Source organism: Acinetobacter sp. YH12128 (genome assembly GCF_013418655.1).
GTDB classification, from domain to species: domain Bacteria; phylum Pseudomonadota; class Gammaproteobacteria; order Pseudomonadales; family Moraxellaceae; genus Acinetobacter; species Acinetobacter amyesii.
This window is the reverse complement of the sequence record NZ_VPBO01000035.1, coordinates 1-23,968: the sequence shown is the minus strand read 5'-3', so window position 1 is coordinate 23,968 and position 23,968 is coordinate 1. Positions and strand designations below refer to the sequence as shown.

The 23,968-nt window shown below is 41.5% G+C and carries 18 protein-coding genes and 1 pseudogene; 5 read left to right on the top strand and 14 right to left on the bottom strand.

The window, feature by feature from the left end:
• Nucleotides 1-394 precede the first annotated feature (394 nt).
• Nucleotides 395-1,699: a solute carrier family 23 protein gene (locus tag FTU64_RS14970; protein WP_180011052.1), complete on the top strand. Its 1,305-nt coding sequence runs from the start codon at nucleotides 395-397 to the stop codon at nucleotides 1,697-1,699.
• 116 nt (nucleotides 1,700-1,815) lie between these two features.
• Nucleotides 1,816-2,724, top strand: coding sequence for a LysR substrate-binding domain-containing protein (locus FTU64_RS14965; RefSeq protein WP_180060171.1), 909 nt, complete (start codon nucleotides 1,816-1,818; stop codon nucleotides 2,722-2,724).
• A gap of 3 nt (nucleotides 2,725-2,727) precedes the next feature.
• Here the strand turns inward: FTU64_RS14965 and FTU64_RS14960 are convergent, their stop codons facing one another.
• The 5 genes from FTU64_RS14960 to FTU64_RS16520 all read right to left on the bottom strand — a co-directional run bounded on the left by FTU64_RS14960 (nucleotide 2,728) and on the right by FTU64_RS16520 (nucleotide 6,805).
• Nucleotides 2,728-3,465, bottom strand: coding sequence for a sulfite exporter TauE/SafE family protein (locus FTU64_RS14960; protein WP_180009544.1), 738 nt, complete (start codon nucleotides 3,463-3,465; stop codon nucleotides 2,728-2,730).
• Nucleotides 3,466-4,084: 619 nt separating this feature from the next.
• Entirely contained in the window at nucleotides 4,085-5,146 is a 1,062-nt protein-coding gene (locus FTU64_RS14955; RefSeq protein WP_020846547.1) for an ArsO family NAD(P)H-dependent flavin-containing monooxygenase, read from the bottom strand.
• A gap of 86 nt (nucleotides 5,147-5,232) precedes the next feature.
• Complete coding sequence (locus FTU64_RS14950; protein ID WP_180056121.1) at nucleotides 5,233-5,472, bottom strand: thioredoxin family protein; 240 nt, start codon at nucleotides 5,470-5,472, stop codon at nucleotides 5,233-5,235.
• Between the two features lie 24 nt (nucleotides 5,473-5,496).
• Nucleotides 5,497-6,516 carry a permease gene (locus FTU64_RS14945; RefSeq protein ID WP_180056120.1) on the bottom strand — a complete coding sequence of 340 codons (1,020 nt, stop codon included), beginning with the start codon at nucleotides 6,514-6,516 and terminating at the stop codon, nucleotides 5,497-5,499.
• A 10-nt stretch (nucleotides 6,517-6,526) separates the two neighbouring features.
• Nucleotides 6,527-6,805, bottom strand: a complete 279-nt coding sequence (locus FTU64_RS16520) for a metalloregulator ArsR/SmtB family transcription factor (protein WP_004871185.1) — start codon at nucleotides 6,803-6,805, stop codon at nucleotides 6,527-6,529.
• Between the two features lie 620 nt (nucleotides 6,806-7,425).
• Between FTU64_RS16520 and FTU64_RS14935 the strand changes: the two are divergent.
• Nucleotides 7,426-8,750: pseudogene (locus tag FTU64_RS14935) on the top strand (ISNCY family transposase).
• Nucleotides 8,751-8,814: 64 nt separating this feature from the next.
• Here the strand turns inward: FTU64_RS14935 and FTU64_RS14930 are convergent.
• The 4 genes from FTU64_RS14930 to ilvD (FTU64_RS14915) form a co-directional block, all read right to left on the bottom strand.
• A complete protein-coding gene (locus tag FTU64_RS14930; RefSeq protein WP_078191648.1) occupies nucleotides 8,815-9,102 on the bottom strand; it encodes a chorismate mutase in 288 nt (95 codons plus the stop codon).
• On the bottom strand, nucleotides 9,083-10,405 hold the full coding sequence (locus tag FTU64_RS14925) for a hypothetical protein (protein ID WP_180060169.1): 1,323 nt from the start codon (nucleotides 10,403-10,405) through the stop codon (nucleotides 9,083-9,085). The genes FTU64_RS14930 and FTU64_RS14925 overlap by 20 nt, the downstream gene beginning before the upstream one ends.
• A gap of 151 nt (nucleotides 10,406-10,556) precedes the next feature.
• A complete protein-coding gene (ilvD, locus tag FTU64_RS14920) occupies nucleotides 10,557-12,242 on the bottom strand; it encodes a dihydroxy-acid dehydratase (protein WP_180060167.1) in 1,686 nt (561 codons plus the stop codon).
• A 625-nt stretch (nucleotides 12,243-12,867) separates the two neighbouring features.
• A complete protein-coding gene (gene ilvD, locus FTU64_RS14915) occupies nucleotides 12,868-14,697 on the bottom strand; it encodes a dihydroxy-acid dehydratase (RefSeq protein WP_111885144.1) in 1,830 nt (609 codons plus the stop codon).
• A 437-nt stretch (nucleotides 14,698-15,134) separates the two neighbouring features.
• Between ilvD (FTU64_RS14915) and fmt the strand changes: the two genes are divergently transcribed.
• Nucleotides 15,135-16,094, top strand: coding sequence for a methionyl-tRNA formyltransferase (gene fmt, locus FTU64_RS14910; RefSeq protein ID WP_180056117.1), 960 nt, complete (start codon nucleotides 15,135-15,137; stop codon nucleotides 16,092-16,094).
• Entirely contained in the window at nucleotides 16,094-17,401 is a 1,308-nt protein-coding gene (rsmB, locus tag FTU64_RS14905; RefSeq protein WP_180056116.1) for a 16S rRNA (cytosine(967)-C(5))-methyltransferase RsmB, read from the top strand. Before fmt ends, rsmB begins: the two co-directional genes overlap by 1 nt.
• Before the next feature lie 75 nt (nucleotides 17,402-17,476).
• On the opposite strand, the gene FTU64_RS14900 is transcribed toward rsmB, so the two are convergent.
• From FTU64_RS14900 to FTU64_RS14880, 5 genes are all read right to left on the bottom strand, one after another.
• Nucleotides 17,477-17,584 (bottom strand): methionine/alanine import family NSS transporter small subunit, encoded by a 108-nt coding sequence (locus FTU64_RS14900; RefSeq protein WP_180056115.1) that lies wholly within the window; start codon nucleotides 17,582-17,584, stop codon nucleotides 17,477-17,479.
• A 1-nt stretch (nucleotide 17,585) separates the two neighbouring features.
• Nucleotides 17,586-19,070 carry a sodium-dependent transporter gene (locus FTU64_RS14895; protein ID WP_180026228.1) on the bottom strand — a complete coding sequence of 495 codons (1,485 nt, stop codon included), beginning with the start codon at nucleotides 19,068-19,070 and terminating at the stop codon, nucleotides 17,586-17,588.
• A 367-nt stretch (nucleotides 19,071-19,437) separates the two neighbouring features.
• Nucleotides 19,438-19,968, bottom strand: a complete 531-nt coding sequence (locus FTU64_RS14890; protein WP_373886582.1) for a DUF1287 domain-containing protein — start codon at nucleotides 19,966-19,968, stop codon at nucleotides 19,438-19,440.
• Nucleotides 19,969-20,084: 116 nt separating this feature from the next.
• The gene (locus FTU64_RS14885) at nucleotides 20,085-21,530 is read right to left on the bottom strand and encodes an aldehyde dehydrogenase family protein (protein ID WP_180060163.1); all 1,446 of its coding nucleotides are present in this window, start codon (nucleotides 21,528-21,530) and stop codon (nucleotides 20,085-20,087) included.
• A gap of 360 nt (nucleotides 21,531-21,890) precedes the next feature.
• Nucleotides 21,891-23,264: an MFS transporter gene (locus FTU64_RS14880; RefSeq protein ID WP_180035039.1), complete on the bottom strand. Its 1,374-nt coding sequence runs from the start codon at nucleotides 23,262-23,264 to the stop codon at nucleotides 21,891-21,893.
• Between the last annotated feature and the right edge of the window lie 704 nt (nucleotides 23,265-23,968).

Genomic DNA, 23,968 nt, shown 5'->3' with positions numbered 1-23,968 from the left:
CTGATGCTAGTTGGTCTAACACCTTGCAATGTTTGTCTTTTATACGTAATTTAAGGGTTTTCATGTACTTATATTAACAATCAAAACTCAAGGAAAATAGTCCTTAGTTAAATCAAACGACACTTCAGGTCGTGTCGCTTATATCTCTGACCTGAAGGACAGAGTTTTACGCTCCATTTGATAAAATAAGAAAAATTTATGAAGTATTGACTCTTATCCTATTTGATTAATTGCATGATTTAATGCCATTTTTACACCCTTAAAACTTTTACCATTTGGTAAATTTACATGTAAAGTCATGTAATTAGTTTGAATAAAATATTTTTAAAAGAGATTAAATCTTCTAAAAAACAAGAGTATGATGTGCACAATTTATCTATTGAGTGCTCATTTTATGTCCAATTGGTTTCCCAAATGGCGCCCGTACGAAGGCAATATTGATGCACGTCCTGTAGGTACAAATGAGTACCTACCTCCTGTGCAAAGTGTTGTATTGGGGATACAACATGCTTTTGCAATGTTTGGTGCAACTGTCCTTGCGCCATTTTTGATGGGCTTTGATGCCAACCTTGCGATTTTAATGTCGGGGATCTGTACCATCCTATTCTTCTTTATGACAGGTGGTCGTGTACCAAGTTATTTAGGCTCTAGTTTTGCCTTTATTGGTGTGGTGATCGCGGCAACCGGTTATGCAGCATCAGGTACTGGCGCGCCAAATGCCAATATCGCGATGGCAGCAGGCGGGATCATGGCCTGCGGTATCTTATATGCCATTTTTGGTTTTATCGTGATGGCAACGGGTACACGTTGGATTGAAAAACTCATGCCGCCTGTCGTTACAGGTGCAGTGGTGATGATTATTGGTCTGAACCTTGCCCCAGTGACCATTAAAGGGGTTGCCGGTAATAACTTTAATATGTGGATGGCATTAGTCACTGTACTGTGTATGGGTTCGATTGCTGTGTTCACCAAAGGTTTATTACAACGTCTATTACTCTTAGTTGGCCTTCTACTCGCTTACTTGGTGTATTACATCATTTCCAATGTCATGGGTCATGGCACACCAATCAACTTCGTTCCAGTACAAGATGCAGCTTGGTTTGGTGTTCCTCAATTCCATTCGCCTGTTTTTGATTTCAATGCCATGCTGATCATTGCACCGATTGCGTTGATTTTGGTGGCTGAAAACTTAGGTCACATTAAAGCTGTGGGCGCGATGACAGGTGAAAATCTCGATCCGCACATTGGTAAAGCTTTTGTTGCTGATGGTGTTGCAACCACGCTTTCAGGCGGTGTCGGCGGCCCAGGTATGACCACTTATGGTGAAAACATTGGTGTGATGGCAGTGACTCGCGTTTACTCAACCATCGTCTTTGTCTTTGCAGGTGTCTTTGCCATTTTCCTTGGTCTTTCACCAAAATTTGGCGCGATTATTCATACCATTCCACAAGCGATTTTGACCGGTGCCTCTATTGTAGTGTTCGGTTTGATTACCATTGCCGGTGCTAAAATCTGGATTGAAAACAAAGTTGATTTCTCTAAAAACAAGAACCTGATGGTGGCTGCAGTGACCATTATTTTAGGTACGGGTGACTTTGCATTACAATTCGGTAACTTCAATCTAGGTGGTATTGGTACCGCAACCTTTGCAGCCTTGATTTTGAACTGGTTCTTTAGCTTAGGCGATAAATCAGAATAAGCCTCCAAAGCATTAAAAAAAAGAATACAATATTCATTTGAAAAGCGGCCGAAAGGTCGCTTTTTTTTATAGCTACACTTTCGGTAAGATAAGGCATTAGCCAAGGAATACACCCTATGCGACTGGATTTGTTCGACCTTCAATTGGTGCTGCACATTGTAGACAGCGGCAGTCTGACCAAAGGCGCTGCTCGTTCTGCCATCTCGCTACAAGCAGCCAGTGAACGGATTAAAAAACTCGAACAGCAATACCGCACAGCCCTGTTCACTCGCCAAGCCAAAGGGGTCAAACTGACTCTTGCCGGTCAAACCTTGGTTGAACATGCACAGCGCATCTTAGGTGAGGGGCAACAATTAGAACACGCGATGCTGCCCTTTGCCCATGGGTTAAGTTCCAATATGACCTTATGGTGTAATTCATCTGCACAAAGTGAATATTTACCGGTCTTGTTACCACGTTATTTGCTTGAAAATCCCAACACACAAATTGAGCTGCATGAAGCCGAGTCTAAAGACATCATTGCAGCGATTGAACAAGGCAATGCACAACTAGGTCTAATTTCGGGTTTCTTTAAATCCGAAAAGTTACAAACACTTGAGTTTGCAAATGATCCTTTGGTACTGATTTGTCCTATAACTCATGAATTGGCCTCGATATCTAGCGTCAAACCCGCAGAGATTTTAAATTATTCCTTTGTCGGTTTGATGCAATATCATTCCTTGCAACAATCGATCGAGGCTCAAGCCAAATTATTCGGCTGTGAAATTCAGTATCGGCTACGTTTGCCGAACTTTGCCGCGATCGCGCAAGTGGTGGCGAATGGTGTGGGCATTGCCATCATGCCAAAACGTGCGGCCCAACGATTAATAAGTTTGTATGCCTTTGCACAAGTTGAGCTCAGCGGTGACTGGGCCAATCGAAAATTGCTCCTCACCGCACGTAATTTTGATGATTTACCCTTAAATTATCAGCATTTTAGTCAGTTTTTACTGTCACAAAAATCTACTTTAGATGGCCAAGTCTAGGCTTTAAATCACGCCAAACTGGTGCAGCATCATATAGCCACCGAGGGCAATCAACCCGATAAAAAACACCTTACGGAATTTTTGTTCTGGAATGCGGTAACGGATTTTTTTCCCTGCCCACATACCAATGAGTGCAGGAACCAGTGCCATGGCTGACATGGCATAATCAATCGGAAGATCTTCCACAGGATTTTGCTGTAAGAACACTGCCAAACAAATAGTCGACGTGGTAAAGGCCAAACCGAGTGACTGTACGAGATCATCGCGTTTCAGTTGCAAACCTTGCAAATATGGCACCACAGGGATCACCACCACACCTGTCGCAACAGTCAGCGCTCCACCAAGATAACCGATCATTGGAGATAGCCATTTTTCATGTGGTGCAAAGTTCGGCAAGCTTTTGGCACAAAGCCCATACAGTCCGTATAGTGCCAACATGCCCCCCAGTAAAGCTTCACTTTTAAATTCACCATGTCCTAAAGTTGGAAAAATACTCCAAATTGAACCGACGATAATCCCAAGTAACAAGGGCCAAAAGCGTTGAATTAGGCGCAATACCTGCCCTTCAGCAAATAGTTGCCAAAAGTTGGTGACCATAGATGGAATGATTAATAATGTGGCTGCCTGAAATGGACTGATCACAATGGTAAGTAAGCCCATCGATACCGCAGGCAGGCCTAACCCAATCGTGCCTTTAATCAGACCTGCAATTGCAAAAACTGTGATGACGAACCAAATCATGGCGAAACTCGCTGAAGAATTGGTTCTATGCTATGCAATTCAGGCGCTTTGAAAAATCAGTGTTTTTGGAATAGAGCCTCAATAAAAAGTTGAGGCTAGGTTATAGCGTCTAAAGCAGATAGCGTAGATGGGCTAAACAAACTCTTCTGATTTTGAATAAGTTATAAGCGTATTGGTTGAATAGTAATATAAAAACCGTTCCAATATGCTGTTTACTGGAACGGTTTTCAATAAGATATTGATACTTATAGTAAAATTTCAAGAATTTCGTATAACGTGTATTATGTTAATTTTAGTAGAACTTTAAAAATGAAAAAATTAGAAATTATCTTTTTCGTAATTTTAATTCTAATTATTTTATGGGGCATACAATGGATGTTTCATGGCTTTCCAACAGGAAATTAAAATCATACTTCGCATCAAAATAAATAGTGTTATATTTCAAAATGTTATGTTATAAAAAATCGGTGGCGAAAACCCAAAAAACCGACTTGTTTCCAAGCCGGGTTTCTACTGATTTTTTAACTTTTTATTTTGCCCACAAAAATAGCACCCAAATAACGAGTTTTATTTGCCATTTGTTGTGCTATTTCTTGCTCAAGACAAATAGGTCAAAATTTTAATCCAGAAATTCGGAAATTTCCTCAGCAGTTGTTCTCGCGGTCCTTGAAACACCCACCAGCGTTGCTGAACCAGGTCCAGTCCATTCACCATATCCTACTAACCATAGGTTGGGTTGTTTTACTGATCTTGTTCCTTCAACCAGTATCGTATTATTTTCCTCTACTATTCCAAGTGGCTTTAAATGGTCTAAAGTCGCTTTAAATCCAGTACACCAAATCACTGCATCAACCTGTTGAAAAGATCCATCTTCCCAAATCACGCCATCTTCTGTAAAAGCCGAAAACGGGCGCTCACTATGTAAAACTCCTCGTGAACGTGCATCTTTGACTGAATCAATCATGACAATATCACCTAGACCGCCAACAGGCTGATCTATTGTGCCGCCTTCTAATTTTGCCTTTAAACGCTCTGTCGCACGTAAAAATAGTATACGGCCATCAACATCATCTGCTAAAAATTGAGGAGGTGTTGGCGTGATCCAAAGAGTGTCTGCCACTTGGGAAACTTCAGCCAAAATTTGTGCTCCGGAATTTCCACCACCGATAATCATGACGTGCTTATCTTTAAACGGTTCTGCATTTTGATAATGGGCGGAGTGTAATTTCAGCCCTTTAAAATTTTCTTGGCCCGGGTAAGATGGGATATAAGGATGACTCCAGGTGCCCGTTGCACTGACTACAGCCTTGGCTTTCCATAACTGTTCACCTGCATGCACACTCAATGCCTCTCCTTCGCTTTTGACGTGATCAACATATATAGGACGAATAATCGGAAAGTGGTAACGCTGCTCATATTGCTGCAAGTATTCAATAACTTCTTTCTTGGTCGGATACGTTTGTTCTGTATTCGGCATAACCCAACCTGGTAAGGAACTCCAGCTATTCGGTGAAAATAGACGCAAAGAATTCCAGGCATGTAACCAGGCTCCACCTGCTTGATTTTGATCATCTAAAATAATGAATGGTATTTTTTTTCGCTTTAAAAAATAAGCCGTAGATAAAGCAGCCTGCCCACCACCGATAATGATCACATCCGTTTCATTCTGTTTATGATTCAAAGCCCTTTCCCCTTTCATTTTTCTTTAATATAAAAAACCAGTTGCCGGAGCAACTGGTTTTTTATATTAAATTTCAATAACTCAATTTACTTATTTTTTTCAATTAACTCAGCTATTGCTGGAGCTTCTAATACTTTACCGCTTGAGACAATTTTATCATTAATGACTAGACCAGGCGTACTCATCAAACCTGTTTCAGCAATCTTAATTATGTCCGTGACATACTCAATTTCAGCTTGTACCCCACTGCTTTTCACTGCTTTTTCTGTCGCTGCTAGTAAAGCCTTACATTTATGACAACCTGTACCCATAACTTTAATCTGCATTTCTAATCTCCTGAGACTGCTTTTTTATATAAAGAACTGACCAACTAAATTTAGACTATATCCAATGATTAAAACACCAACAAAAACAATCGCGACAAAAAGGCTGAGCAATTGTTTCTTCACGACCTGTTTTAACAAAATTAACGATGGCAGAGAAAGCGCTGTCACCGCCATCATAAAGGCCAAAACTGTACCTAAGCCCACACCTTTAGCTACCAATGCTTCTGCGATAGGTAAAGATCCAAATATATCTGCGTACATCGGCATGCCGACCACAGTCGCAACAAGCACTGAATACCAATGGTCTTGCCCTAATAAGGCAGTAATCCACTGCGTTGGAATCCAGTTATGAATCGCAGCACCAATACCGACACCGATCAAGACATAGATCCAAACTTTCCGGAAGATTTCGACCACCTGCTCCCAGGCAAATTCGCGACGCTCTTTCGCGGACATTTTAAAATTTTCATCATCTTGCACCGCATTATTGTGCGTTACAAATTCAGCGACATACCTTTCCATTTTGAAAAAGCTGATGAGTGAACCACCTAGGACTGCCAGAATCAGACCAAGTACCACGTAGATCATGGCAATTTTCCAGTTGAAGATACTCGCGAGTAAAATAATGGAAGCTAAATCGACCAAAGGAGAGGAAATCAAAAAAGAGAATGTTACGCCGACAGGTAAACCGGCCCGAGTAAAACCAATAAAGATAGGAATAGATGAACATGAACAAAATGGGGTAATGGTTCCCAGTAAGGCACCCATGATATTGGCTTTAATCCCTTTCATGCGTCCCAGAATTTGTCGGGTTCGTTCTGGAGGGAAATAGCTCTGGATATACGACAGTGAATAGATCAGGACACTTAAAAGTATAAAAATTTTAATGACATCATAGATAAAAAAATGCACGCTGCCACCGACTTGCGTGGCAATCGATAAACCTAAGATATTTTCAACGAACCAGGCAACTCCATCTGATAGCCATGTCATTTTCAACAGGACGCTATTTAACCATGCAAAGATTGCAATAATACTGTCCATTTAAATCCCCCTAACCTTGGCCGACTAAAAGTGTTTTAGTGAATGAATAGAGCTGTTCGGTACAAGGGATATTTAGTGAATAACGCATCCAGCGTCCATCTTTTCTTCCCTTGACTAGACCTAATTCAGTCAGACACTTCATATGATGGGAGAGCGTAGATTGCGTAATTGATAAATTTTTCAATAGTTCACAGGCACAACATTCACCTGAATGCAGTGTTTGTAAAATTTTAACCCGCGTTTCATCGGTTAAAGCTTTATATAAATTACAGGCCTGAAGATTGTTCAATCTACACTATCCTTAAATGGCTCTAATGTAACCAGTATGTAAATCATATTGATTATTGTCAATGTGACATGGGAAATAAAAAAAACCATTTTTCAGGGCCTTCACAATAAATTATGTTTTTATTTTAAATACTTACCATTTTCCCCAATAATGAATTTTCCATCTTCTTTAAAAAAAGTACCTAACTGTGCCAAAGGAATATCTAAAACCACTTAGGATGGACGATACAAAATATAGGGTTTCTTCACGTACTACTAAATGTCAGATGTCTATGAAACATGATATTTATGGTTCATCTCACAATGTTCAGCATAATCGATTGATTCTAGCTGTACAGTCACATGATTGAGATCAAAATGATGATGCAAAAATTCGGTAATTTCTGCGATCACGGCATCTGACGTGTGCTGAAATAAAAGTGATTTTCTCACTTAAGATTTACACACCACTTATAAGCATGAATATTCAACTAAAGAGGATTCTATTTAACATAATAGAGGTTATACGAAATGCTTTTGTTAGAACCCATTTAAAGTGTCTATATTCTCACCAATAAAAATGTCTAGTTTATGATGGTTTTTATCACCATGGACTGGATATAAATATAGATGCTGATCACTATGTCGGATAAAGAACTTAAACGATTGTCGGTCTTGCAGGAAATCTGCGATCAACGCATAACTCAACCTCAGGCTGCTCAGCTACTTCATATCTCAGAACGTCAAATCAGACGATTACTGCAGAAATATAAAGCTCAAGGCCCAGCTGCATTAGCACATGCTGCACGTGGCCAAACCAGCAACTCCAGGCTTCCTGAAGAAATCAGGCTCAAGTGCCTCAATCTTGTTGCTGAGCAATTCCACGGTTTTAGACCCACTTTAGCGCATGAAAAGCTCACCACTGTTCATGGATTTGATATTTCAGTGGAAACACTACGTTCTTGGATGATTGCAGCTAATTTATGGATTCCTCGCGCCAAGCGTCTGAAACGACCGTATCAGCCTCGTTATAACCGAGATTGCGTCGGTGAACTGATCCAGATTGATGGCTCATATCATGACTGGTTTGAAGGCCGTTCTGCCAAGTGCTGCCTACTGGTATTTATCGATGATGCCACAGGAAAATTACAGCATTTACGCTTCTGTGAATCAGAATCAGCCTTTGACTATATGATTTCAACACGCTTATATGTCGAACAGCACGGTAAGCCTTTAGCATTTTACAGCGACAAACATTCAGTCTTCAGGGTGAATCAAAGCAGCAATAAAGACACCAAGATCACGCAATTTGGACGTGTGCTCAGTACCCTCAATATCGATATCATCTTCGCCAACTCACCACAAGCTAAAGGCCGTGTAGAACGAGCCAATAGAACGCTTCAAGACCGTCTGATTAAAGAAATGCGTCTGGAAGGCATTAGTTCGATTGAGCAAGCCAATGCATGGTTGCCCTGCTTTATTGAGCAATTTAATCGTAAATTTGCCAAGATGGCCATTAATCCCAAGGATCTACACCGGACTGTCAGTAAAACCGCTGACGAGTTAAATGATATTTTTACCTGGCGTGAACCTCGCAAAGTTACAAACAGCCTGACGATTACATATGATAAATGCGTATATATCCTGAAAAAAACAGAAGAAAATCAAAGATTGATCGGCAAGTATATTGAGTTTCTGGAATACCCGGATGGTACGGTAGCCATTGAACACCAAGGTAGAAAAATCAATTACAGTATCTTCGATAAATTAAGTCAGCTCAACCAGCGAGAGATCGTTGAGAATAAACGTTTGGGTTCTGTACTAGCGCATATTCAACAACAGCATGAAGAATTAGAACAGCAAAACAAACGGAGTCGTTCTCAATCCATGCCACGTAGACGTGCACAGAAAACAGCAATTCAACAACGCAATTGAATCCTGTGCTTGACTTGGAAATGCCTGTATAGGACATTTCTATTTGGTTTTAAGGTAGGACATTTCTACTTAGGAATAACATCAAATCCGCCCTAACTATGGGCGGATCTCTTTCAACTCACGTTGAATAAAATGCTGAATCATATCGCGGTATAAACGTTCCACAATATCTGCATTTACACCGTGCTCTGTGGCTTGTAGACGAATTTTACTAATCACCGCTTCGACACGTTCTGGTGATTGAACATCCTGTACTGAACGCTTAAAACGCACCGCTTGATCGACATAAAACTGACGTGCAGCAATGAGCTCAATAATCCCCTGATCAATCACATCAATCTGTGCGCGGGCTTGCTCTAATGACTCAACTTTTTCTTTCTTCATCTTCTCTGGCTTCACTTTCAGCGGTGTTTTCACTTTTATACTTCTCTTCTAACACATTACTGAAAATACTTTCAATCATCCAAACGCGGTATAAGCTATTAAATACATAGCGTTGACCTGCAATACGTAATTCTAAAACAGGAAAATCGGGCTGTGACTTCATCTCACAGTGCATATCATTTTCTTTTAATTTTTCAGCAATATCCTCAGTGCTCAGTTCAGAAATCTCTAACTCATACTGTAAAGCCTGAAAATGTGCTTTGAAGGATAAATCACGCCCTTTGGTCCATACGGCTTCCAAAATGCGATACATCACATCAATACGTTGCTCTTCAGGAGCACTGTAGTAAAGCTGTGACATAGCTAATGTCGCAGCTTCAGTAGGCCGGCAAAATGGTGTGAACTTAACTTCGGTCCGTTTAGACAGACGTGTTGCCAAACTCCAGTCAAACAAATCACGACCGTGATACGACAATGGATACACATTCAGCTGAATATTATAATATTCCGCCAATTCCTCACGAATATAAGCCAACAGTAACCATGAAATCGGATCTTCCATCGCGATGTAGAGATCAAGCTCAGGATCGAGTCCCTGAATTTCATTCAACTCTTCTGCATCACTGATCAGGTGCTCACGCCATTCAATATGATTGATCATAAAGATCGGGTTATCTGTCAGGAGTTTTTGTTGTTTTAAACGGCGTGTTAAACGCAGTAAATCATCTACAGCATGGTACTTACGTTCACCAAACTCAAAATAGCCCGTCAAAATTGGTAAGTCAGAAAAGATCCGTTCTGGAAAATCCTGTGCTTTGTGATGGCGACTGGCCATCGCATACAGTGTTCTCAGCTTGCCATACTGCTTTTGCCACAGCATGTGGAACACATCTTCAAGTAAATAAAGAAAATCTTGGCCGCGTAATGGGGTATTTTTTAGAATGATTTCGGCTTGTTCTAAAGCTTCAGCGGTTGGTTGTTCAGGTGTTTCATGGAAACTAAAACGATGCTGCCGCGCTAAAATTTGGGCATCATTCAGACAATATTGTTGCCATTCTATCGAGGACATTTGATTTGGAGGTTCAGCACTCTGACGACAAATAATCACTTTTAGTGGTTTAATTTCATCACTGAGAATTTCTTCTAATTGAGGCAGTTGCTGCGCAGCCAAATAGCTATAAACATCATCCAGTCGAAGATAAACACTCAGACCTTGTTCCGTGGGTAACACCGCTTGTCGGGTCGGTTTCTGATAAAACCAACTCGATCGGATTGGATCGAACCAACGGCGTAACAGTGACATGCGTTTTTTGCCTCAAAATGATGAATTGTACCGAACCTGCCAGCACATGCTTAAAATTCAACTTCTATTATGAAGCTGTTTTAAATGAGATATAAGCCTTGTGCAAAACTTATATCAAGTCAGGGCTGAATGTTCAATGTTTAACAATGGATTAGACGTCTAGATTTAGGTCAGTCACCGCACCTTTTTCCGCACCAGAGGTCAACTTGGCAAATTTAGCCAAAGCGCCGTGGGTATAGTTTGGTTTCGGTTTGACCCAGGCCGCGCGACGTGCAGCAATTTCATCCTCAGCCACATGCCAAGTCATTTCACGGGTTTCAGCGTTAATTGAAATTTTATCGCCGTTTTTAACCAAGCCAATTGGGCCTCCTTCATAGGCTTCTGGTGTCACATGCCCAATCACAAAACCATGGCTGCCGCCCGAGAAACGCCCATCAGTCAACAGTGCAACAGATTGGCCTAGACCTTTACCAATAATCGCTGAAGTCGGTTTTAACATTTCCGGCATACCCGGCCCGCCTTTTGGCCCAACACCGCGGATCACCACCACTTCACCTTCTTGTACTTCGCCATCTAAAATACCGCGCATGGCACCCTGCTCACCCTCAAATACCCGCGCAGGCCCTTCAAAATACAGCCCTTCTTTACCGGTAATTTTAGCCACAGCACCTGTCGGTGACAGATTGCCTTTCAGTACCACCAAGTGCGAATCCTTTTTGATCGGTGCATCAAATGGCAGAATAATTTGCTGTCCTTCAGGATAATCCTCTACATCGGCTAAGTTTTCCGCCAAAGTTTTGCCTGTGACCGTCAGGCAAGAACCATCGAGCATACCTGCATCCAGCATGCGCTTCATGAGCGGTTGAATACCGCCAATAGCAATCAGTTCCGACATTAAATATTTACCCGATGGACGCACATCGGCCACCACAGGAATATCTTTACCGATGCGCACAAAATCATCCAAAGAGAGTTCCACACCTGCGGTATGCGCCATGGCAATCAAATGCAGTACGCCATTGGTTGACCCGCCTAAAGCAATCAGCACTTTAATCGAGTTTTCAAAAGCGGCTTTGGTCATAATGTCACGCGGCTTAATATCGAGACGCAGCAGGTTCATTACGGCTTCACCTGCACGCTGGCAGTCGGCAATTTTATCCGCGGAGACCGCTTCCTGTGCTGAAGATCCCGGCAGACTCATGCCCAGTGCTTCAATCGCTGAGGCCATTGAATTGGCCGTATACATGCCGCCGCACGAACCCGGCCCCGGCAGCGCGACTTCTTCAATCTGCTTCACCTGAATTTCATTGATTTCGCCTTTGGCGTGCTGACCAACTGCTTCAAATACCGAGATCATGTCGGTATGCCCTACTCCAGGTTTAATGGTGCCGCCATAAATAAATAGGCCCGGACGGTTTAAGCGCGCCAAACCCATAATGCAGCCCGGCATGTTCTTGTCGCAGCCGCCTATGGCAATTACGCCATCATAGGCCTGACAGCCCACCACAGCTTCAATGGAATCGGCAATGATTTCCCGCGACAGCAAGGAATACTTCATACCTTCTGTACCGTTGGAAATGCCGTCAGAAATGGTGATGGTATTAAAAATAATGCCTTTACCGCCTGCAGCATTGACCCCGTTCTCAGCATCACGCGCCAAGCCATCAATATGCATATTACACGGCGTGACGTTGGCCCAAGTTGAGGCAATGCCTATAAATGGGCGCTTAAAATCTGCATCTTGAAAGCCCGTGGCACGCATCATGGAACGTGCAGGCGCATTTTCGATACCTTCATAAACAGGCGCAGAATGTTCGCGAATATTATTTTTACTCATTGTTCTTCCTTGGCGATGGCTGATTTTGGCTTCAGCCTTGGCGGATTCTTTTAAATTTATTGTATAGAAAGCGCTCAGCATGTAAAAGAAATTAGATCTCAAAAAAAGTTTTTAGTGTATTCAACACTTTTCAATCACATGGCAAAGCTATATAAGGCGTATGAGAAGATTTGAATAAAGGGAGGATTTTCACTTGAATCCTCTCCCTAGCCCTCTCCTTTAAAAAGTAAGGGAATGCCTACAAAAAGCCATATATTTTACAGCTACTATCCAAGGCTGTGATCTTTGGTTCTATTTTCAATCAGATCAAGAGTTTTAAAATAAATAATAATTGCTCATTATTTCATTAAAAAGCTGGTTATAACGGAGTCTTATCTCTATCAAAGCAAATTTTCGGAGCTCGTATGTTACTTTTGTTTTGGCAAAAGTAACCAAAACCATTTGTCATCCGCAAAACTCGGCAACTGTTTGCAACTAAAAAAATGATCGCAGAAACATTCACTTTTAAATTACCGTTTGCCTCAGACAGTTGCGGATGACATTTCCTCGTATCCAATGCAAGTTATGTAGATGTAAATTAAAAAAGCACCCCATGTGGAGTGCTTTTTAATTAAACATCTAAAGTTTAGATTTCACGTACTGCGCCTTTCGCCGCACTCGTGGTATGCATTGCATACGCTTTCAATGCTTTCGAAATTTTGCGTGGACGCTCTTCAACTGGATGCCAACCTTTGGCTTCTTGCGCTGCACGGCGAGCGGCCATGGTTGCTTCATCAACAGCAAGGTTGATGGTACGGTTTGGAATATCAATTTCGATTAAATCGCCATCTTCCACCAAACCAATTGCACCACCTTCTGCTGCTTCAGGTGAAACGTGACCAATAGACAGGCCTGACGAACCGCCCGAGAAACGACCGTCAGTCAATAATGCACATTCTTTGCCTAGACCTTTCGATTTTAAGTAGCTGGTTGGGTACAACATTTCTTGCATACCCGGACCACCACGTGGGCCTTCATAGCGAATCACAACCACATCACCGGCTTTGATTTCATTGCCCAAGATCGCCTCTACTGCTGAATCTTGGCTTTCAAACACACGTGCAGTACCGTTGAATTTCAAGATTGAATCATCTACACCCGCAGTTTTTACGATACAACCATCGAGCGCAATGTTGCCGTAAAGCACAGCTAAGCCACCGTCTTTCGAGAACGCATGTTCAGCATTACGGATCACGCCATTTTCACGGTCACCATCTAGTCGTTGGTAATATCGATCTTGTGAGAATGCAGTTTGCGTTGGTACACCGCCCGGCGCTGAACGGAAGAATTGGTAAACGTCTTCATTTTCAGTACGGATAATGTCCCATTTATCTAAAGCATCTTTTAAGCTTGCTTCGTGAACAGTACCTACAGATGTGTCCAATAAGCCTGCACGGTCTAATTCACCGAGAATGGACATGATACCGCCAGCACGGTGTACATCTTCCATATGTACGTCGTTTTTCGCAGGTGCAACTTTACATAGAACAGGCACTTTGCGAGATAAACGGTCAATGTCATCCATCGTGAAATCAACACCCGCTTCATTGGCAGCCGCCAACAGGTGTAGAACGGTATTGGTTGAACCACCCATCGCGATGTCTAAAGTCATGGCATTTTCATACGAGGCTTTGGTCACCATTTCACGTGGCAATACGCTGTAATCATCTTGTTCATAATGACGTTTAGCCAATTCAACAATTAAAGAGCCTGCGCGTTCGAATAATTTTTTACGGTTTGCATGTGTTGCCAGTGTAGAACCGTTACCCGGTAAAGACAGGCCCAATGCTTCTGTTAAGCAGTTCATTGAGTTTGCGGTGAACATACCTGAGCATGAACCACAAGTTGGGCATGCAGAGCGTTCGTATTCTGCTACTTCTTCATCGGTATAGTTGTCATCTGCAGCCACAATCATGGCATCAATTAAGTCGATGGCTTTGTCGTTACCACGGATTTTAACTTTACCCGCTTCCATTGGACCACCAGAGACAAATACCACTGGAATGTTCAAACGCATTGCCGCCATCAACATCCCTGGAGTAATTTTGTCACAGTTGGAAATACATACCATGGCATCGGCACAGTGTGCGCTCACCATGTATTCAACAGAGTCTGCAATCAAGTCACGTGAAGGCAATGAATACAGCATACCGTCATGACCCATCGCAATACCGTCATCAACCGCAATGGTATTGAACTCTTTGGCTACACCGCCTGCTTGCTCAATTTGACGCGCCACGAGTTGACCAAGGTCTTTAAGATGAACGTGACCCGGTACAAATTGAGTAAATGAGTTCACGACGGCAATAATTGGTTTACCAAAGTCTTCATCTTTCATACCAGTTGCGCGCCATAAGCCGCGCGCACCCGCCATATTTCTTCCGTGTGTCGATGTTTTTGAACGATAGTCAGGCATTTTATATTTCCAACAAAGTTTGAGCTTGAAATGAATCCTACAGATTCACTCTGGCTAAATCATACTGACAATGATGTAAAATCAGTCGAATTTTAAACCTATCATACACCAAGCCATTGTTTTTAAAGATGGCTTTTTAAGCTGAGATTTGGGCAGATGGGTCTATCAATAAAAACGAGTGATTTGACGACAAAAATCTTTTAACTGAAATCTACTATACCGCCATCAATGGCTGCACAATACAAAACTTTCATGAATAATTTTTAAATTTTATATAAATATAATTTATTTAAAAATTGCAAATTTGCGATTTTGGGTTATGAAATCATTGAGCTTGGACAGCTTCAAAGTTGCAAAAATCAATTTCTAATGTTCTAAATTACGCATTAATCATTTGCTATAATCCACATATTCAACACAGATTCGGTTCATTCATTTTGAAAATCATCTTTGCCGGTACGCCAGAATTTGCCGCAACAGCACTAGCTGCATTGCTCAACACACAACATGAAATTGTTGCGGTATACACTCAACCTGACCGCAAAGCTGGACGTGGACAAAAACTCACAGCTTCTGCCGTAAAGCAATTGGCTTTAGAGCACCATCTTCCTGTTTACCAACCCCTTCATTTCAAATCATCGACTGAAGAAGGTTTAGCCGCACAAGCGGAATTAAAGGCCTTAAATGCCGATGTTATGGTGGTTGCAGCCTATGGTTTGATCTTGCCGCAAGTCGTGCTAGATACCCCGAAATATGGTTGCCTGAATATTCATGGTTCATTGCTGCCACGTTGGCGCGGTGCAGCGCCGATTCAACGTGCCATCGCTACAGGTGATCGCGAGACTGGCGTGACCATTATGAAAATGGCAGCCGGACTTGATACTGGCGACATGATGTATAAAACCATCTGCCCGATTGAAGCAACAGATACCTCTGCAACTTTGCATGACAAACTTGCAGAGCAAGGTGCAACCGCAATTGCTGCCGTTTTAAACACTGAACAAACTTTGCAGCAATATTTAGACAGCCGTGAAGTTCAAGACGAAGCGTTAACGGTTTATGCACATAAACTATCAAAAGCCGAAGCAAAAATTGATTGGTCTATCGATGCCGTACAAATCGATCGTAACATTCGCGCCTTTAATCCGTGGCCGGTGGCATTTATTCAGTTGGATGAACAAAACAATTTACGTGTTTGGCATTCTGAACTTTCAACTGAATCTGCACCGAATGCTCAAGCAGGTGAAATCATTGCCATCGACAAAAAAGGCATACACGTTGCCTGTGCCAATGGCAGCGTGATTATTTTGACTTCTTTGCAATGGCCGGGTGCTAAACCACTCAACCCTGTACAAATTTTACAAACCCAAAAATTGACTATTGGACAAATTTTATAATGAAGCAATCTCCCAACGCCTCGACCCGAGACCTTAATTTACGTGCTCAGGTAGTGAAGACGTTATTGGCTGTCCAAAATGGTCAATCGCTGCAATCAGTACTCGCGCAGCAAATGAATATCGTGTCAGATAAAGACCGTGCGTTATTCCATGAATTGGTACTCGGTTGTTTACGTCAATGGTATGCATTGAAACAACTGACTTTACCATTACTGTCAAAACCAATAGATAACCAAGTGGTTGAAACCTGTTTATACCTTGGTTTGTACCAATTGTTGTGTACCCGTGTCGCAGCTCACGCTGCAATTTCTGAAACGGTGGAAGCTGCAAAACAATTGGGTATGGGCAGTCTAAGTGGCTTAATCAACGCGATTTTGCGCCGTGCAACACGTGAAACAGAACAGTTCTACGACGTACTTGAACAAGCGACCAATTTACCTAGTTGGTTATCTAAACGTTTGAAAAAAGACTGGGGTGAACAATTTGACGAGCTCAGCTATGAGCTTAAACAAATTGCACCACTGACGTTACGTGTTAATACACGTCAAGTGAGCCGTGACGAATACCTCGATATTTTGGAAGATGAAGGCATCGATGCACATCGTTGTGAACTGTCTAATGTCGGCATTGTGATGGACGAAAGCCTACACATTCCAAGCCTGCCGGGCTTTGAAGCAGGTGGTTTCTCGGTACAAGATGAACATGCTCAGCTGTGTGCAACACTCTTACCAAATCTCGATGGTAAATTTGTGATTGATGCTTGTGCTGCGCCGGGTGGTAAAACCGCACACATTTTAGAGACCTTCCAACCAAAGAAACTCATCGCACTCGACCAAGATGAAAAGCGCCTGAAACGTGTAGTTGAAAACCTTGATCGTTTAGTTCTCGATGGTAAACATGTCGAAATCCAAACTGCCGATGCTGTCACTTACACTGCTCCTGAGCTTGCTGATTGTATCGTGCTCGATGCACCGTGTACTGCTGTCGGCGTAATGCGTCGTCATCCGGATATTCGTTTACTACGTCAATCGGGCGACATTGCGAAAACAGTAGTATTACAAAAGCAAATTTTGGAAAACATGTGGAAGCAACTTAAAGTTGGCGGTACGCTGCTTTACATCACTTGCTCGATTTTAAAAGCTGAAAACGAACAGCAAATGGTTGAGTTCTTTGCCAATCATGCCGATGCCCAAGAAATTAAAATTGAAGCAGAATGGGGCGTTGAACAAATTCATGGTCGTCAACTGTTCCCGAAAGCGGGTTATGGCGATGGCTTCTTCTACTGTCGTATTCAAAAAACAGCTTAATCTGCAATAGAATTTGCTTTTAGTACCACATAAAAAAAGGAACCCTCGGGTTCCTTTTTTTATCAGCGATGAAGCTTAATCTTCTTCATCTGGATGTTTTGCTAAATGAATCGACGCTAAGATCAAACCACCCCAAAGCAAAACAATTGATAAAATCATCATGATCATTGCAGATGTATTCATATTAATTCTCCTCTGGACCTTTGTCTTTACACAAGCTTAATAGAACAGAACCCAATACAAAGAAGGCCAATACCGAACCACCCACCAACCAAAGTGTCGTTGCAGGATAACCGCCATAACCTTCAGTTGCGACAGCCTTAATCGTCAATACAAGTGCAACCAATAATGAAATTGGGGTGATCACGGTCAATAAGAAATTCCAACCTTGACCCAACTTGATACTTGAGTATTGATTTGCATGCTCTTGTAATTGTTTCATCAATGGACGATGGAACCACGACACCAAAATAATAGAGAGTAAACCACCACCCACGATCCCAATGTTATTGGCAAAGTAGTCAATGATATCAACAAAAGTAATGGCACTTTGTGTAGAGAATAAAAGTGTAGATACGATTGCTGAACCGCCCGCAACAATCGTTACAGCTTTATTTTTTGACCAACCCAATTTGTCTTGAAACGCGGCAATTGGCACTTGCAAGATACTCACCATAGAGGTAATCCCTGCAACCACCAACGAAGCAAAGAACAAGAAGCCAAACAAATCACCGCCTGCCCCCATACTCGAAATGATTTTCGGGAAGGCAATAAAGGCTAAACCAATACCACCAGATACTACTTCTTTTACAGGTACACCTGAACTTTGTGCCATGAAACCAAGTGCTGCAAAGACGCCAATACCCGCTAAGATTTCAAATGATGAGTTGGCTAATGCAACGACTACACCTGAACCGGTTAAGTTGGTTTTTGCTTTTAAGTAAGACGCATAGGTCAACATGATCCCGAAACCAATCGATAACGAGAAGAAGATATGACCAAAGGCTGCTAACCATACTTTATAGTCGGTCATCGCTTCCCAGTTTGGCGTAAAGAATGCATTTAAGCCTTCTGCCGCACCCGGTAGACGCAATGCTTGAATGACTAAAATGCTAAATAACACGATCAATAACGGCATAAAAATTTTATTGGCAAGTTCTACACCACGACGTACACCGCCATAGAGAATGAACATCACCACAGCCCAAACAATGACTAAACCAACAAATAAAGTCGGAACAAAACCAAATGTTAAGCCATCACCATTTTGTAGATAAGTTTTAAAGAAAAAGCTTTCCGTATCTGAGCCCCATTGTTGTCCAATGGCGTAATACATGTAACTACCGGCCCATGACAATACGCTGGCATAGTAGATCCCGATGATGAGTGTCACCATCACTTGCCACCAGCCTAATGCCTCACTGTTCATAAGTTTTTTATATGCAGTAGGCGGTGCTTTTCGGAATTTATGCCCCACTGCATAATCTAAGAACAATAAAGGCAAACCCGCTGCAAAAATTGCAATTAAATAGGGAATTAAAAATGCACCGCCACCATTTTCATACGCCACGTAAGGGAAACGCCAAATGTTTCCCAAACCTACAGCGGAACCAATAGCGGCAATGATAAATCCTGATCGTGCCGACCAGTTTTCACGATTATCTGACATAGAACACCTAAACCTCAGGCATCTTTAACTGCTGCTTGTTATGGTTATATCGCGAGCAAAAAAAGAACCATAAAAATAAAATTCTGGGTGTTTGATCTGGTGAGATACCTTGTGAGCGTCTATACCAAATTGCAAACAGAAAAATCACATGCGCATTTTGGTTAAAAACACCACAAATAACTTTCCCTTTGTATGAATTAACAATACTCACTTTTTTTAAGTTTTTCTGTAATTTCTACGGCAAATATTCCATTTTTATAATGTGTTTAGGCTTAAATGTTCATTTAATCAGCTTATTTTTCATACAATTTAAGTTATCAATAATATAACTTTTAGGAATATTTTATTTCCAATTAAATTTTTAAAGTTATTTCACTCGATAATGTCCGGTAATTTGATAGGCATGCAAAAGATCTTCTTCCTGTGTGCCCTCTCCTATATTATGAATGATCAGCGGAACATCGCTAGCTTTCACTTTACGATCTGAAACCACACCGATATGCACTAAACCACGCCCTAAGTCCCAAGTGACAATATCACCTGCCAAATACTGCTTATCTTTGACTACATAGCCCTGACGTTGCATCCAGGTTTGAATATTGGGAACACGCCGATGATCAATATTTTTATCTGTTCCTTTTAAGCCCCATTTTTGTGGATACTGCTTAAAATTGGCTTTCATATCTTCATGAATAGCTTGTTGTAAATCAATCCCTTGCTGTCGTAATGCACGAATTATCACATCGGTACAAACACCCTTGATTAAGGGAACATCTCCCATCGGATAACGCAGTGCAGTATATGCAGGATCATAATATAAGGTTTTCCCAATCTGACTGCGTGCATCCGTCACCATTTGAGTGGCATTAAAAGCAAAGACAGCCATATTCACGGTCATCAAACTGACCAATAATAAAATTCGTTTCATTTTTTCTTATTCACTTTAGATTTTTGAAATGATTCAAACATGGGCTTCGAACAGAATCATGCTAAACCAAGCCTAAGTTTAAACTGCTACAGTTTTATCGCCAATACGCGTTCTTCTTGCATATCTCGAATGGCAGACTGAATCCCTTCACGACCTAAGCCAGAATCTTTTACGCCACCATATGGCATGTTATCAACACGGAAAGATGGAATGTCATTAATAATCACTCCACCGACATCTAAGTGATTCCACGCATACAACATTTTATTCAAATTTTGCGTATAGACGCCCGCTTGTAAACCAAAACGGCTGCTATTAATTTTGGCGATGCCTTTTTCAAAATTTTTGTATTTTTCTAGAATCGCTACAGGACCAAAGATTTCATCTTTATACACTTCCAGTGATTCATCGACATTTTCTAATAAAATTGGATCGAGCAAAGCCCCCTGATGTTCACCACGAACCAAAGCTTTAGCTCCTTTTTTGACTGCTTTATCGACCCATTTATGCACGCGTGTTGCTTCTGCTTCCTTAATCATTGGACCGACCATGGTGCTTTCCAACTGTGGATCATCCGCTTTAAGCTGCTTCATTCTCGCCACGAGTTTTTTCTTCACATCGGCATAGATATCGGCATGCACCAAGATGCGTTGAACACTAATACACACCTGCCCTGCATGGTTATACGCCCCACCGACTAAGCGTTCAATAAATGCCGCTGAAATTTCAGTATCAGGCTCAACCAATACAGCAGCGTTGCCACCGAGTTCCAAAGTCACTTTTTTACGCCCCGCACGCGCTTTCATATCCCAGCCGACAACATCGGAACCGGTAAAGCTGAGCAGTTTAAATCGGTCATCTGTTACCAAGACATCTGCATGTTCACGTGGACAAGGTAAAACTGAAAAAGCACCTTTAGGTAAATCCGTTTCTGCCAAAACTTCCGCAATTTTTAAAGCTGAAATAGGCGTCAAACTTGCAGGCTTCAAAACAAATGGACAGCCTGCGGCAATGGCAGGTGCAATTTTATGCGCAGTCAGATTGATCGGAAAATTAAACGGGCTGATCAAGGATACAGGGCCTATCGGCACATGTTTGACCATGCCTTGATAGCCAGATGCCGCTGCAGTAACCGCCAATGGGATCATGCGACCATCATCCATCTGTGTGACAGCATCGGCAGCAATTTGAAAGGTATTAATTAAACGTTCAACTTCAGCAGCTGCGGCTTTACACGGTTTTCCACCTTCCGCAATTAAAATTTCAGTCAATTCTGCACGCATTTCATTAAAACGTTTAACACAGTGCAGTAAGATTTTTTGTTTTTGAAAAGGTTCCAATGCCGCCATTGCAGCGCTAGATTTAACCGCTGAATCAATGGCTTTTTCAATGGTTGCAGCATCTGCGAGTGCAACGCGTGCATATACGTCTTGGGTATATTTTTGATCCACTTCTAACCACTGATCGGTAGTCGCTGCTTTACCTGCAACATAGAGCGGATAGTCTTTTATATCTTGTACGGCTTTGGACATGACGATATTTCCATGATCTTGAGACATTATTGATAAATGTGAATAAATCTATGCCCTCTATCATGCGCTGACTGAACACAGAGTTCACTATATTTAAGTAACAAAATGAACCACAAGCCTCAAACTCAGCTACCTAATTGCCCTGAATACCATCCCTATTTTCAGATCTATGCTTGCACTGAAAAAATGATGATCGAGTCTCTATATAACAATGACATTAAATTAGAAAAGTTATTTAAAATAAAAAATCTCATTATTTATCATAATATTAATAAATTCTTCCAAACTAAATTAATAATAAAAAATGTGAATACAACATGAAAAAAGCCCATCAAATGACGGGCTTTTTAAATCTATGATTTAGCTATATGAACGTTGTGTTTTCACTGAAGCCTTATTCACATTTTCTAAAGCAGCAACTTCTTCATCCGTTTGAGCTTTGCGAATAAAGAACACTGCAATCGCTGCGATGACTACTGGAATTCCTACGGCCATAAAGTTAATTTGATGTGGCAATTCTTGTGATAATAAATAGCCGATCAGAATAGGGCCAACAATCGCACCTGTACGACCAACTGCAGAAGCCCAACCAATACCTGTCGAACGTACAGACAACGGATAGTACTGTGCAACATAGCTATACAGCAAGATTTGCGAACCAATTGCCGATGCACCTGCGACTGCAACCAAAAGATAGATCACAGGCTGTGGTGAATTAAAGCCGAGTAACGATAGTGCCACAGCACCTGCGAGACATAATGTAATGATCACCGGTTTTAAATGGAATTTGTCAGCTAAAATACCGCCGCCAATCGTACCAATCACCGCACCAATATTCATCGCCAATAGGAACGTCAAACTGCTACCTAATGAATAACCTGCGGCCATCATTAGTTTTGGTAACCAACTGCCTAATGCATAAAGGGTTAATAGACACATAAAGAAACACAGCCAAAACAACATCGTACTTACGCCACGACCTTGCTTATACAACGCTTTAACAGACGTTCCACCCGGAACCGCAACTTCAGTCAGTTCCAGTTGAGTATTTGCAGTCACGGTTTGTTCAGGTGCAATGGTTTGAATCATACGACGTGCTTCATCATGACGATTCACCTTCACCAAAAATGTGAGCGATTCAGGTAAAAATTTCCAAGCAAATGGCAACAGTAACAGTGGAATACCCGCAATGAAGAACATGATTTGCCAACCATAATCCGCAGTAAACCATGAACCAAAGAGAGCCGCCATGATGCCACCCATTGCATAACCACTGAACATGGTGGTCACTAAAGTACTGCGTAGATGCTTAGGTGCATATTCAGATGTCAATGCCACAAGGTTCGGTAATACCCCACCAATGCCAAGTCCAGCAATAAAACGTAACGCGCCAAATTCCGTTGGATTTGATGCAAAACCGCCTAAAAATGTGAATGTACTGAATAAAAATACACAAATCATGATAACTTTTTTACGGCCAATCCTATCAGCCAAAGTACCAAACATCATGGCACCAAACATCATCCCTGCAAGTGCTGTACTCGCTAGCATACCTGCCTGAACAGCTGTTAATCCCCAATCTTTCATCAATAAAGGCAGCGCAACACCATTGATCGCTAAGTCGTAACCATCAAATAAAATAAGAATTAGACACCACATCATGATGCTGAAATGCGATTTTGTGAACTTAGCGTTATCGACAACGCTATTCACATTCATTGTGCTTGTAGACATTGAACCTCACCTCCAATTGTGAGTTTTATTTTTCGCTACAATGCCGTTTTTGACTGTAAATTGTCCAAAATTACAAAGGTATAGACCCATACCTTTCAGATATATCCATGTTGTTTGGGAATAAAATGTCATAAAAACTCGGATATTTTTGAAATATTTATACATAAAAAAGTCGATGGACTGTGGGTCTAGTTTTTATAATGATTAATTTTCAATGTGTTACTAGAAGCTAAATCACAATCAGACGATAGATTATTTGATATGAAAATTGTCAGAATAAAACTCAAATTTTATAGAAAAAAACCAGACTCTACGATCTAGGTCGTAGATTTCTAAATCATAAGGCATCAGCCATCACTTAAGTCGATAATTAGGCATTTAAACTGTTGTTTTAGCTGACTTACATTCAGGTTTTCCGACATTTTTAAGCTGAGAATTCCTTCAATTGATGATTTTTAAATGCGTTTATTGTCTAATAATCATCCATGTTTAAATAATTCAAGCCACAATCTATCAATATTTTTATCATCTCCCTGTTTTATGCTTCTGCTTATCTTCTTTTCCCCTTTTCTCCACACATAAAAAAACACCCCCTGCACTAGTCAGGGGGTGTTTCGAATAATGAGCTGGCGATGACTTACTCTCACATGGGTAACCCCACACTACCATCAGCGCTAAGAGGTTTCACTTCTGAGTTCGGGAAG